14 protein-coding genes, 5 tRNA genes and 1 pseudogene are annotated in these 12,833 nt (G+C 40.9%); 6 read left to right on the top strand and 14 right to left on the bottom strand.

From position 1 onward, the window contains the following. Nucleotides 1–221: pseudogene (locus QZ995_RS23165) on the bottom strand (hypothetical protein); the annotation flags it as partial. A gap of 973 nt (nucleotides 222–1,194) precedes the next feature. Between QZ995_RS23165 and QZ995_RS23155 the strand changes: the two are divergent. After that, nucleotides 1,195–1,710 (top strand): hypothetical protein, encoded by a 516-nt coding sequence (locus QZ995_RS23155; RefSeq protein WP_003341187.1) that lies wholly within the window; start codon nucleotides 1,195–1,197, stop codon nucleotides 1,708–1,710. A gap of 92 nt (nucleotides 1,711–1,802) precedes the next feature. Here QZ995_RS23155 and ytzI read toward each other — a convergent pair whose 3' ends face one another. Next, nucleotides 1,803–1,910: a YtzI protein gene (gene ytzI, locus QZ995_RS23150; protein WP_301812256.1), complete on the bottom strand. Its 108-nt coding sequence runs from the start codon at nucleotides 1,908–1,910 to the stop codon at nucleotides 1,803–1,805. 252 nt (nucleotides 1,911–2,162) lie between these two features. On the opposite strand from ytzI, the gene QZ995_RS23145 reads away from it, so the two are divergent. From QZ995_RS23145 to clpP, 5 genes are all read left to right on the top strand, one after another. Further along, a complete protein-coding gene (locus QZ995_RS23145) occupies nucleotides 2,163–2,423 on the top strand; it encodes a hypothetical protein (RefSeq protein WP_301812252.1) in 261 nt (86 codons plus the stop codon). A gap of 52 nt (nucleotides 2,424–2,475) precedes the next feature. Continuing rightward, nucleotides 2,476–3,093: an RNA polymerase sigma factor gene (locus QZ995_RS23140; protein ID WP_301812249.1), complete on the top strand. Its 618-nt coding sequence runs from the start codon at nucleotides 2,476–2,478 to the stop codon at nucleotides 3,091–3,093. Then, nucleotides 3,077–3,631, top strand: coding sequence for an anti-sigma factor family protein (locus QZ995_RS23135; RefSeq protein ID WP_301812247.1), 555 nt, complete (start codon nucleotides 3,077–3,079; stop codon nucleotides 3,629–3,631). The genes QZ995_RS23140 and QZ995_RS23135 overlap by 17 nt, the downstream gene beginning before the upstream one ends. Then, nucleotides 3,631–4,758, top strand: a complete 1,128-nt coding sequence (locus QZ995_RS23130; RefSeq protein ID WP_301812245.1) for a polymer-forming cytoskeletal protein — start codon at nucleotides 3,631–3,633, stop codon at nucleotides 4,756–4,758. The genes QZ995_RS23135 and QZ995_RS23130 overlap by 1 nt, the downstream gene beginning before the upstream one ends. A 130-nt stretch (nucleotides 4,759–4,888) precedes the next feature. After that, nucleotides 4,889–5,470: an ATP-dependent Clp endopeptidase proteolytic subunit ClpP gene (gene clpP, locus QZ995_RS23125; RefSeq protein WP_301812254.1), complete on the top strand. Its 582-nt coding sequence runs from the start codon at nucleotides 4,889–4,891 to the stop codon at nucleotides 5,468–5,470. 82 nt (nucleotides 5,471–5,552) lie between these two features. On the opposite strand, the gene QZ995_RS23120 is transcribed toward clpP, so the two are convergent. The 12 genes from QZ995_RS23120 to QZ995_RS23065 form a co-directional block, all read right to left on the bottom strand. Continuing rightward, complete coding sequence (locus tag QZ995_RS23120) at nucleotides 5,553–5,753, bottom strand: hypothetical protein (RefSeq protein WP_301812243.1); 201 nt, start codon at nucleotides 5,751–5,753, stop codon at nucleotides 5,553–5,555. A 102-nt stretch (nucleotides 5,754–5,855) separates the two neighbouring features. Next, nucleotides 5,856–6,113: an HPr family phosphocarrier protein gene (locus tag QZ995_RS23115; RefSeq protein WP_301812242.1), complete on the bottom strand. Its 258-nt coding sequence runs from the start codon at nucleotides 6,111–6,113 to the stop codon at nucleotides 5,856–5,858. A gap of 50 nt (nucleotides 6,114–6,163) precedes the next feature. Continuing rightward, nucleotides 6,164–7,111 carry a DNA-binding protein WhiA gene (gene whiA, locus QZ995_RS23110; protein WP_301812241.1) on the bottom strand — a complete coding sequence of 316 codons (948 nt, stop codon included), beginning with the start codon at nucleotides 7,109–7,111 and terminating at the stop codon, nucleotides 6,164–6,166. 6 nt (nucleotides 7,112–7,117) lie between these two features. After that, nucleotides 7,118–8,110, bottom strand: a complete 993-nt coding sequence (locus tag QZ995_RS23105; protein WP_437124763.1) for a gluconeogenesis factor YvcK family protein — start codon at nucleotides 8,108–8,110, stop codon at nucleotides 7,118–7,120. Between the two features lie 93 nt (nucleotides 8,111–8,203). Next, on the bottom strand, nucleotides 8,204–9,118 hold the full coding sequence (gene rapZ, locus QZ995_RS23100) for an RNase adapter RapZ (RefSeq protein WP_301812239.1): 915 nt from the start codon (nucleotides 9,116–9,118) through the stop codon (nucleotides 8,204–8,206). 193 nt (nucleotides 9,119–9,311) lie between these two features. After that, entirely contained in the window at nucleotides 9,312–10,271 is a 960-nt protein-coding gene (gene trxB, locus QZ995_RS23095; RefSeq protein WP_301812238.1) for a thioredoxin-disulfide reductase, read from the bottom strand. A 121-nt stretch (nucleotides 10,272–10,392) separates the two neighbouring features. Next, nucleotides 10,393–12,123 (bottom strand): tetratricopeptide repeat protein, encoded by a 1,731-nt coding sequence (locus QZ995_RS23090; protein ID WP_301812236.1) that lies wholly within the window; start codon nucleotides 12,121–12,123, stop codon nucleotides 10,393–10,395. A gap of 255 nt (nucleotides 12,124–12,378) precedes the next feature. Beyond that, nucleotides 12,379–12,454 (bottom strand) — tRNA-Gly (locus tag QZ995_RS23085). A gap of 7 nt (nucleotides 12,455–12,461) precedes the next feature. Continuing rightward, nucleotides 12,462–12,544 (bottom strand) — tRNA-Leu (locus QZ995_RS23080). Between the two features lie 7 nt (nucleotides 12,545–12,551). Continuing rightward, a tRNA-Lys gene (locus tag QZ995_RS23075) sits at nucleotides 12,552–12,627 on the bottom strand. Nucleotides 12,628–12,636: 9 nt separating this feature from the next. Beyond that, nucleotides 12,637–12,712, bottom strand: a tRNA-Phe gene (locus QZ995_RS23070). A gap of 22 nt (nucleotides 12,713–12,734) precedes the next feature. Continuing rightward, nucleotides 12,735–12,811, bottom strand: a tRNA-Asp gene (locus QZ995_RS23065). Between the last annotated feature and the right edge of the window lie 22 nt (nucleotides 12,812–12,833).

Here is a 12,833-nt window from a genome sequence, read left to right as displayed (position 1 = left end):
ACTTCTTTCACGGTCTCCCAATTCTTAACCAGTAGATACCCCGCACTAACTAACGTACCTATACCGACAACTAACAGTCCTATCGGGTTAGCATTAGCCGTGGTATTAAACGCCCATTGTGCGGCTGTTGCGGTTAACATTACGGCTTTATAAGTAGCCCACGCCGTAGTAGCTCCGACAATCAAAGGACCAACGACTTCGGCTTCGGCTCCGGAAAGCAATACGAAAAGGCCAAGTATATCGCTGACAACGCAGACCCCGAAATTATTGCGCAGCTCGATGACGACGAAATATCAATACACCGGGCCTACACGGAAACTAAACGTAAACTTGCCGAAAAGGAAGCCGAAGTCCAACGTTTGACATCCAGTTAGAAGGCGCGCAGTTGATTTAGGGCCGATAACTCGGTTATACTATGCTTGTCCGCGTCCTCTATACGTCAGGTGACCGCGTATGCTATGCGCCATTTTGCCGATGATTTAACGTCAGGATAACGGATAATCACAGTAATAACGTGAGATTTGCGTTTATTTATAACGATTACAATTCAACGAACGTCCTCCGGAACCGCGTGCGTAGGTTCGATTCCTATCGGGCGTACCATATTAGTTAAACCTCGAAGCCTCCGTTTATTACGGGGGTTTTTTTGTGGGCAAAAATAAAGCCGCATCTAACTTTACCTGATTCTTTAAAAATGATATCCATTCCATAATTCCTTTGCTATAATATTATCAGATTATTCTAAAAGTTGGTGATATTTATGCGGAAGGTACTTTTTTGTGTAGGTTGGTTAACAATGTCATGGATGTTTCTTTATGTAGTAATGCTTCTGCGATAAACACGAACCTTGTCCAATCAACAAAGCCCTTTAGATTATTAGGCATTCTTGAAAGCGCAATCATTTTGTAAAGCTACTTACTGCTAGACAAATGGTTCTTTCTGCTCAGTTTTGCTTTCTTTATGAGCTTTCCGGGGCCTCTGTAGTGCTAGAGAATGAGACGATACTTTAGTAATCCTATGATGAAATGAAATATCTCACATGCTGCGGGGTTTTACAGGGCGAAATACAAAATTTCTATCTGTTCTTTATGATCGTTAGATACAATTTCCTATTACCCACGACTTTTGCAGATTTTGTCATCATTTGTCATACTGTGATTAACAAAAATAAAGATAAGTGGGGCTTATTTAAGTATGGGTAAGTTAAATGTAAAATCGTTAGCAATTGGCATTGGCATAGGGGCTCTATTATCCTCCTCTATCGCCTATGCCGCTTCAGAAATGGCTGTCAAACCAGATATGGAAAAGCCTATTACTTTTTACTTCGATGGTGTACCTAAATCACCGCCTGTTCAAACACAAGGATTTCTATACAAAAATACAGCATATGTCCCTGTTCGTTTTGCAGCAGAAAACCTTGGCAAGCCGATCGTATACGATGGGAAATCGCTCTCTGTCTACATCGGTAAACTCCCGACAAGCAAAACCTATTCTAAGTATCAAGCTGTAGAATTGGTACGCCAGAAATACGGGAAAGAGGTACCGGAGAATTTCACGATTGCCTATGATCATGATGATGAACGCGGAAATTATGTCATCCAAATTTATCAAGAGGTTGTAAACAACTTTCAGAGCGGGGATCGTTATATTAACACCTACGGCTGGTATATCGTAAACCCTAATACCGGCGATATTAAATCTTTGTTTTAGCTTAGTAGCCATTATAATGTGATCTTTTCTACCTAAAAATATTTCTCGTCTTCTATAAGAAAAACACACCTGAAGTGCGGTGTGTTTTTCTTTTATTCATCTATATCGTCTATTTTGTTTTTATAAGAATATCCTTTATTTATTGCCCAAATCGAACATCCAACTATAATACCGACAATGGCAACAACAGCAATAATCATGGAACTCAATTTCCATCCCCCCCGTTTGTTTGGTGCACAGTCCCCTTTCCATTGTACAGAACATTCAAAAACAAACCAAGGGAATAAAGCTTTCTATGCACAATGTATCATTTTTTACGTATAATAACTCGTCTGTCTTTGAATGATCTAGTGCTGTTGTCACATAATAACCATAAAACAATTCCACGAACAAATGTTTTGTGCACAACCTGTTGATAACTTTGTGGATAAGTGCTAGGGAGGCATATTAATATGGAAGAACAATTATTTCTCATTTATCAGGAATCAAACGAAGACGAATGCCTTCTAACAATCCAGCCCTATTTAACTTCAGAGGAATTAGCGGAAGCCATTAGTCGCTTAGAACATCGAGACATTACAGACTACACCATTATTAAAGGAAAAAAAATGAAGGCGAAAATGCGGGTCATGATTGACCTAACAGAAGATACAGGAAAAGATTTGAAGGAAGAAGAACCCCGTAAGTCGAATGAAGAAAAGGATTTAGAGTAACGAAATTTTTAAGATGAAACTTACGTACTAGTACTAGAAAGGAGGACCGAATGTGGAAGAGCAATCACGCGAAGATCTTTATGCGCTAAATCGAAAAGCCCTAGAATATATCCTGAGATTTCTAAAAGGGGATGCTGATTCCTTCCCTCTGCTTGTTGAGCTTTTTGATCAGCGCGTACAGCGCATCGTCCTCAAAATGGTCTATTCCTATCATGATTCTCAGGACGTATGCAATGATATTTGGCTAAAAGTAGCCCAAAACCTAAGTAAATTTGATCAATCCTATCCTTTCCATTCTTGGCTATACCGCTTATCCTCAAATACTTGCATTGATTTCCTTAGAAAAAAGAAGGAAATTACCATGAAGGACGACCAATTGTATCACCAAGTAAATAAACAACAAAAATCCGTTGAAACACCGGAAACCTTATTTATGAAAAAGGAGTTTTACTCCCATATTCAGGAACTGTTATATCACTTGGAGGAAGTAGACCGATTAATTGTTACTCTTCGTTTTGTGGATGAGCTAAGCTATGAAGAAATAGGCGCCATTGTAGGAATGAGCAAAAATACGGTTGGTACCCGTCTATTCCGTTCCCGGAAGTTTTTAAAAGAGTTGCTGAGCCATAAATCAATAGAAAGGAGTGTATACAATGCAACATCCGGATGAGTTTACTTTCATGATGTATGCAGACGGTGAATTAATCCAAGAGGAACATCAACAAGTGGCCAGCCATTTGCAAAGCTGCTCCGAGTGTCAAAAACTATACGCTACTTTTCTTGAAGAGCAGGCAGAGCTTGTAAAAGCCATTCATTTAACAACACCAACGCTTCCACCTATCCACTTGGAAAAAAACGTTTGCGATCAAATTAATCAAATTGCATCCTTTAATCAAAACCGTCACCACCTATTTGTTCATCGTCTACGCTTTGTCTTTGGAGCATCTCTGGGTTTCTTTATTGTCATGCTCTTGACTGGAATCAACTGGCTAAATAACTGGAATAGTGCCATTAATTCTTTATTTCAGTGGCAATCGATCTGGAGCTCCATGTTCTGGTTAAAAGAAAAGGCAACAATGATTTTACTGATGTTTAAGAATTTTTACCTCATTGGCTTTATCTCTTCTATTTTGTTTGTTCTAGCCATTCTATTATATTCTATTCGCCTGTCCAGCAAAATGAACGCGAATAACTGGAGAACTAGATAATGAGTAAGAGAATATTCTTCTTCTCTTTCCTGCTTGTTTTTTGTTTAATCTTGGCTAGTTCGGCTTATGCTATCAATCTCCACAATGGAGAGCTTTATCAAGTAAAGTCTAATGAGGTACATCACGGGGATGTTATAACAAATGCCAGCAAAGTAGTGATTGACGGAACAATAGACGGGGACTTATATGCTTTTGCAGAAACGATCGATATAAAAGGCACTGTAACGGGAGATGTAATCTCATTTGCTTACCTTACAAACGTATCAGGGACAGTAGGCGGCAACGTACGCTCCTATTCTCAAGCACTCACTGTCTCAGGCACTGTCCAGAAGAACATATCGGCCGGAGCTGATGAGCTTCGTGTTAATCAATCTGGGAACGTGAACGGCAGTATTTTAGGTTTTGTCAATGAAATGAACATAGAAGGACGTGTTGGGAAAGAGACAAATGGGTTCTACAATCGAGCCACGATTTCAGGTTTATTAGAGGAAGGCACGTCCCTATTCCAAGTAGAAGCTCTTCATCTTAAGCCTACAGCTACAATTCAAGGCGATCTTATTTATGCATCATTTGAGCCTGCTCAGATTGATGCTGGAGCCAATATCAAGGGACAGCACAAGCATACTATTATTGAACCTAGACCTTCCTACGGCTCCTTTATGTTAATGATGTCTGTCTCTTCATGCTTAAGTACATTAATTTTTTGGCTGCTTATCCGTTATTTCTTTGCCGGTTCTCTGTACAATGTGAGCCAACAGTTGCATACTCGCCATCCTTTTAAACAATTCGGGGTCGGCTTGCTTATTTTTATCATGGTTCCATTGCTTAGTCTTGTGATGTTACTTACTGTTGTTGGTATTCCGGTAGGTTTCATTATTGCAATCGCCTACACCCTGCTCCTTATTTTAGGGAAAGTGTATGTTGGCACTTGGTTGGGACAAAAGTTAATAAGCTTTTTCCATTGGAAAATCTCGCCTTTATTTGCTGAATTTATTGGTGTATTCCTATTAGTTCTTATCATCCAAATCCCTTTATTTGGCTTTTTACTCGGAATGTTGGTCAATATATATTTCCTGGGCGCAATTACAAGCTGTGTGCGTGCCAGTAACAAAAGAACCGCTATTTAATTTTTGGGATAAGGTTTAAAATATACATTTTTTGGGTTAAATAATGGAGTAGAGTTCTGATTTTGTTTGACCTTTATTGACCAATTGTGTATGATTATTGTAAGAAAAGGGAGGAGGAACGTGAATGAATATGAATCTAATTCCAACTGTAATTGAACAAACAAATCGTGGAGAACGCGCTTACGATATCTATTCCCGTCTATTAAAAGATCGTATTATCTTTTTGGGAACACCTATTAATGATCAGGTAGCAAATAGTGTTGTAGCTCAGCTCTTATTCCTGCAGGCAGAAGATCCTGACAAAGACATCAGCATCTACATAAACAGCCCTGGCGGATCAATTACAGCCGGTATGGCTATCTATGACACGATGCAATATATTAAACCAGATGTATCAACGATCTGTGTTGGATTAGCAGCGTCTATGGGATCGTTCCTGCTTTGTGCCGGAGCAAAAGGAAAGCGTTATGCTTTGCCTAATAGCGAAATCATGATTCACCAACCTCTAGGTGGCGCTCAAGGCCAAGCGAGTGACATCGAAATTGCCGCAAGACGTATCATTAAAATGCGTGAACATCTAAACCGCATTTATGCTGAACGTACGGGTCAACCATACGAACGGATTGCTAAAGATACAGATCGCGACAACTTCCTGTCCGCTCAAGCTGCAAAGGAATACGGTTTAATCGACGAGGTTATCATTAGAAAATAAGGGAAGATACACGTAAAGAGGGCGACCCTAGGTTGCCCTCTTTTACATATTCGTTAGCATTTATCAATAGGGAATAAAGAAACTACAGTTCGTTGCCGCGCAATTCTTTATTTGTTGTATACTCTCCATCCATGGAATCAACGGTAGTCTCTTCAATCAAGCCGTTATAATCAGCCACCGTACCGCCGCCCAGACCTTCATTTACCATACGATCAATATCCATAAAGTTCTTATCTCTGCCTTCCAGACAGCAATCTGGCAATCCTTTAGCTTTATTGGACATATTCTTCCCTCCTGGCTCAGATGTTCCTAATTAGGATATCACCATAAGCAGCAGGACATACAAGCAAAAACCAGCAATATCTGCTGGTTTAGCGTTTACATTTTATTCGTCTTTATTAATGAGACCAGCCAGTGTATCGACCGCCATTTGGGCATCATCCCCACTAGCCAAGATGGTAATCTCTGTTCCCGAGCTGATCGCCAAACTCATAATTCCCATGATGCTTTTGGCATTCACCTTTTTATTGTCTTTTTCTACGTAAATGTCAGAACGGTATCGATTTGCTTCTTGAACAAAGAATGCCGCTGGGCGGGCTTGTAACCCTGTTTTAAGTTTAACCATAACCCGTTGCTGTACCATCTTGGACCTCCCCGCTTGGAATTTTCCTTTATTTCTATTATAACATGTCCCTACGTAGAAAGACTCAGTTTTTCTCGCAGGTTATCTGCAATCTCATTTATTTTGCGCAAGCGATGGTTAATTCCGGACTTGCTCACGACTCCACTCGGAATCATCTCGCCTAATTCCTTCAGATTAATATCAGGGTTTTGCAAGCGAAGCTCTGCTACCTCTCGTAAGCGGATAGGTAAATTTTCAAGACCGATTTCTTTTTCGATCAGTTGAATATTCTCCATTTGTTTCGTGGCGGCATTTACCGTCTTGTTGATGTTGGCAATCTCACAATTATGCAAACGATTGACTGAATTCCGCATGTCCTTAACAATACGCACATCTTCAAAATACAACAAGGCCTGATGTGCACCAATTACACTTAAAAAGTCCGTTATTTTTTCGCCTTCCTTTATGTACATAACAAAACCTTTTTTGCGTTCAATACATTTGGCATTCAGTTCATAGCGATTCGCTAAAACGGTTAACGCTTCACAAAAATCCTGGTACGCCGAAAAAATTTCTAAATGATAGCTAGAGGCCTCTGGATGGTTTACAGAACCCCCTGCCAGGAATGCACCTCGAAGAAACGCGCGCGCGCAACATTCATTCGCCACGAGATCAGGTGAAATGCCAGGATAAAACGTTAAATTCTTATCCATAATCCGTAAATCTTCTAGGATCTCATAAGCCCGAAGTGGTATTCGCACAATATACACGTTGTTTTTTTTCAGACGCATTTTTTTACGTACTAATAATTCGGCATGAATCTGAAAAATTTGCTTAACCAACGTATAAATTCTTCGTGCAATCGCCGCATTCTCTGTAGAGATATCCAATATAAATTTTCCTGTTCCTAATTGAATGGTTCCATTCATGCGAATCAGTGCAGCAAGTTCTGCTCGATTACAGCAGGTCGAAGCCTCAATCATTGTTAACTCTTTTTTCGTGTGTGCGGCGAATGACATGTCACATCACTTCCTTTCTTGTTGCGATATAATCTGGCGAAGGATAGCCACGATCTCCTGACTTACTCGTTTAGCATCATGCCGTAAGTATAATTCCCCATAGGTAATCATAGGTTCAGCTACAATCGTCACGCCTAGCTCCTTCAGCTTATCCATATCACATAAGACTGGATACGCGCCCTTTTCCGCGTATTTAGCTAAATAATCCTCAGGTACCTGTTCAGTGTTTACTACAATCGTATCTAAAAATTCAACCCCAACATGATCATATAATGCTTTAACATGATCATATGCTGTAAAATTATCGGTTTCACCCGGTTGAGTCATTACATTACAAATATATACTTTTGGTGCCGTAGATTCCAATATCGTCTCAAAAACACCGTTAACTAATAAATTAGGCAGGATACTTGTATATAAGCTTCCTGGGCCCAAAATGATTGCATCTGCCTCTTTGATAGCATCTAAGGCTTCGATCAAAGGGCGAGCATCTGCTGGGTCTAAAAAAACACGCTTGATTTTCTTTCCAGACAACGGGATTTGCGACTCTCCTGAGACGATGGTTCCGTCTTCTAATTCGGCCTTTAACAGGATGGATTGAGTAGACGATGGCAACACATCCCCGCGTACCGCTAAAACCCTGCTGAGTGCCTTCACGGCCGTGACAAAGTCACCCGTGATATCATTCATCGCGGCAAGCAACAGATTTCCCAAATTATGGCCTGCCAAGCCTGTACCCGTGTTGAATCGATATTGCATGAGCTGCTTCATTAGTGGTTCTGCGTCAGCAAGTGCTGTTAACACGTTACGAATATCTCCCGGAGGCAGCATATCCATCTCTTCACGAAGACGTCCTGAGCTGCCTCCGTCATCAGCAACCGTAACAACAGCCGTGATGTGAACAGCCTCTTCCTTCAAACCGCGTAACAGGACAGACAGACCTGTCCCTCCCCCTATTACAACAACTTTCAACATTTCCTCTCTTTGTTGCATGTTCATGCCTCTCCCTAATGCCATAGGTCACCTCGATTCCCTTTGTTGAGAGTTCTTTGGTGCTTAGATCCCACTTTTTCTTTATTTTATCATCTTATGTTATTTATTCTTTTCGATGTCACGATGTGTAACGCGAACCTGGTAATCTTTACGGAAGGTTTCTCCAATGTGCTCTGCAATCGCCACAGACCGATGCTTTCCACCCGTGCATCCGATACCAACGACAAGCTGACTTTTGCCTTCGCGTTGATAATGAGGGATGGTAAAATTCAAGAAATCAATCAACCGAGCTAGGAACTCTTGTGTATCAGTCCACTTCATGACGTAATTAGCTACCTCGCTATCACAGCCTGTTTTCGGACGTAAATCATCCACATAATGCGGGTTTGGTAAAAAACGCACATCAAAAACCAAATCAGCATCAATCGGAATTCCATATTTAAAACCAAATGACTGAACATTAAGGGTCCATTCAGAGCTTTGCTGAGAATACTGGTTTATGATTTTATCACGAAGCTGCATTGGCTTCATTTGACTTGTATCAATGATCTGATTGGCTCTTCCTTTTAAATCCTGAAGCAGTCTTCGTTCAGCCATAATCCCCTCTAAAGGCGTACCTGTCGGGGAAAGAGGATGCCGTCTTCTCGTTTCCTTATAGCGGCGAACTAAATTCTGATCGTTCGCATCCAGGAACAGAATTTGAAAGTGAATTCCTTCTCTTTCGGATAATCCATCAATAGCATCAAAAAGACTGTCAAAGAATTCACGGCCACGTAAATCAATCACAAGAGCAACCCGTTCGATTCCGCGTCCCGATTGGATAATAAGCTCCGCAAATTTAGGAATAAGGATTGGTGGCAAATTATCTACACAGAAAAAACCTAGATCCTCTAGACTTTGCACAGCTGTGGTTTTCCCCGCTCCTGACATGCCTGTAATAATGAGTAAGTTTACCGCTTTCTGTTTACTATCTTCACCCATTTTCTCGCCTCCATCCTCCTCTAAGGATACCATATGACACAGCTCCCAGTAAGAGTTTCCTTATTATTCTTGCAAAAAGTTCCAGATATTTCCGTTCAAAAAAAAGACGTGGTCTATCCGCAGACCACGCAAATCAAGGTTATATAGAAAAAGGGGGCAATTCACATTCAATAAAGTAACTGTCTTTATTTTACCCGCCTAATATTTCAGGAGTGTTACAAGCGTTTTACGATATTGTAACATCTTGTTCTTTTAGTCGTTCTTCCAGCTCTTCTACGTAGATTTGAGCGTTTTGCGCGGCAATGGAGCCATCTCCAGTAGCCGTTACAACCTGACGCAGTAATTTCTCACGCACGTCACCCGCAGCAAAGATTCCTTCTACCTTTGTACGCATTAATTCATCAGTTGGAATGTAGCCGCTCTCATTCGTAATACCCAAATTCTTAACCGCTTCAGTTAATGGGTCCATTCCTACATAAATAAATACGCCATTTGTTGGGTACTCGGTTTGCTCACCGGTTTTCACGTTTTCCAATAAAACACCTGTTACTACATTATCACCGCGAATTTCTTTCACAACCGTGTCCCAGATAACATGGATTTTCTCATTTTCGAAAGCACGCTTCTGGATAATTTTTTGGGCACGGAATTCATCGCGACGATGTACGATTGTTACTTTTGTTGCAAAGCGAGTTAGGAAGATAGCCTCCTCAACAGCCGAGTCTCCTCCACCCACTACAACAAGCTCCTTGTTTCGGAAAAATGCTCCATCACAAACAGCACAATAAGAAACTCCTCGACCGGAAAATTCCTTTTCACCAGGTGCACCCAGTAGACGATGCTCTGCTCCTGTAGCCACGATAATAGATTTAGCTTTGTATTCTTTATCTCCTGCTACCACGGTTTTGTATGGATTACCATCACGGATTTCTTTGATGTCACCATATTGATATTCTGCTCCGAACTTCTGCGCATGCTCAAACATTTTATTAGACAAGTCAGGTCCTAAAATGCTAGTGAACCCTGGAAAGTTCTCAATATCCTCCGTATTTGCCATTTGTCCACCTGGAATACCGCGCTCCAGCATTAAAGTAGACATATTCGCTCGAGATGTATAGACAGCTGCCGTCATACCGGCTGGTCCCGCCCCTGCAATAATTACGTCGTAGATTTTTTGATCGCTCATAAAGTAACTCCTCCTTGGTGGGAATTAGCCTTCTTTCTATCATCAATATATAACCAATTTCTTAGTACATGGTAATGTTATAAGATAACAGATTATACTTATTATAAAATAAGAATTCTTTTTAATCAATATAAGACAAGGCCCGTAAACATTTTGTCAAAGTTGACTTAGAAACACCATATTGTTCAGCAATGCTATTTTGCGAAATTTTATGAGTACCTTTCGATCTTTCATATAAATAATCTAATGCAGCCGCCCATGCTTCCAGCTTACGAACTTGAATTTGTTCTTTTTGACTAATGTAATACTTCCACTGGTGAATCATCCACTCACGCTTCTCGTGATTGGCTGACGAGGACAATTGCTCGGTAATAATAAACTCTACTTCATCCGTAATGGTTTGTTTATCTGTGATGGTACTCAAATCTAAAGACAATTCTTCAGATTGGTCTTTTTGAAGTGTGGTGAGATTTTCCTCTGACCATTCATCAGAAGCAGACGTGACCTCCCTCAATGTAGGTCCCCCACTATTTTCACGTTCCATTCTTGTCTGTAGCTCTTCAAGAGCTGCTAGCGCTATTTCTTTTAGTTCTTCATTATTTGTGATGTCTATATAATACTCTAATGTGGAAATTGCTTCAGAATCACCGATCATAGCTAAAGTGCGGATAACCGTCTCTTTGGATTCTTCTTTACCATGTTGCAAAGCCCACAGCATAGAGGCCCTTACCATTGGATTATATTTAAAATCCTGTGCGGTAATAGGAGCTTGGTTCATTTCTATTTCTCTTTGCGGATGATGATAGTGATAGGGAATACTTTCCTTAGGCATCCCATGCAAGGCGCTTTTTGCTTTTTCTAAATAGTATTGGGCAATGCCTGCATCAGGATCCATCTGTTGCACTTTTTTCCACCATTTCATTGCCAGATGGTAGCGTTCTGATAAATATGCCGAGGTAGCAGCATAGTGGTAGGTAGCCACGTCATGTAGTACAGGCTGTCTCAAAATCTTTTGATAGAGCTTACAGGCATCCTCATGCTGACCTAAAACCCCCATTGTTGTGGCCAGTTTGTACATATGGTCATAATGAAAAGGCTGGATTTTTTTCAGACGAGTGATAATAGGAACTAGTTCAGCCCATTTATTGTGATGGGAAAGTAATACCGCCATATTGCAAATGGCATGCAAATTACCCGGTTCTTTTTCCAAAGCTAGTTCAATTGTATCCATAGCCTTATTAAAATCACCAATATAATAATAAGCTAGAGCTAAGTTATTCCATGCGGGCATAAAATCAGGATACTCTTTAACTAAGCTGTTTAAACAATCCACAGCCTGTATAAATTTCCCTTCTTCTAGCTTTTTACGAGCCTTTTCATGCTGTATGACTACTGTCTCGTCTTCTTGTGGTTCAAGTGGATTGCGTGGGGGTAAATCAAGTTCAAAGTAAATATAATGAAGTAACTCTTGAGCTTCCTCCGCATAAATTCCATCAGCTTCACAAGTTAGATACTTAACAGCCATATCAGCTGCCATTTCAAAATCATCCATATTCGCGTAATTATTAGCTAGGAAAAAATAGACATCAACTAGTGACGAATCAATTTTTTCTATAATGGAATATAGGATGTCGTTTGAATCTTCAAATTTACCCATTTCTGCTAGAACACTAGCTTTATTGCAATAATGTACTGCATTTGCGGGTTCAATTTCTAACGCTCGTTCAAAGCACTGTAAGGCCTTAGCGAAATTATTTCGTTGAAGAGAACGCATTCCCCAGTTGGCAAAAAAATTGGCGTCCTGCTGAAAGCTAGTAATTACGCCACGTCTCTCTTGCTCATTTTTGTTCATAATTCCTCCTTGTTATCCAGGAGCTCAGAGTAGCTATTCATAATCTCAACATATCGTATCAAATCGTAGCCCGTGTCTCAACCTGGAAAACACTTAAAGCATCATTTTATTAGAATGGTTTATTCTATGAATCTTTATGTTCGATATCTGAAAAAAACAATGATTGCAGAGTCTGCCATCATAGCAAATAACCTTGTATACATCAACAAACACCACCTGCATAGCAAGTGGTGTCATACGGTTCGATTATAAAAATGGAGCGGACGACGGGTCTCGAACCCGCGACCTTCGCCTTGGCAAGGCGACGCTCTACCAATTGAGCTACGTCCGCGAATAAATGGTGCGGGTGGAGGGACTTGAACCCCCACGGTCGCCCGCCAGAACCTAAATCTGGTGCGTCTGCCAATTCCGCCACACCCGCGTGGCAATGGTGAGCCATGAAGGACTCGAACCTTCGACCCTCTGATTAAAAGTCAGATGCTCTACCAACTGAGCTAATGGCTCCCATTAAAATGGTGGCTCGGGACGGAATCGAACCGCCGACACGAGGATTTTCAGTCCTCTGCTCTACCGACTGAGCTACCGAGCCATATCAAGTTTTAGTCAAAACATGGCGGAGCTGACGGGACTCGAACCCGCGACCTCCGGTGTGACAGACCGGCGTGAACTCCAACTTCACCACAGCTCCATGTTTATATATTTGTTCTCTG

The organism is Brevibacillus laterosporus, from assembly GCF_030489605.1.
Taxonomy (GTDB): Bacteria; Bacillota; Bacilli; order Brevibacillales; family Brevibacillaceae; genus Brevibacillus_B; species Brevibacillus_B laterosporus_E.
Note: the sequence above shows the minus strand (reverse complement) of the source record. Positions and strands in the feature narration are given on the sequence as shown.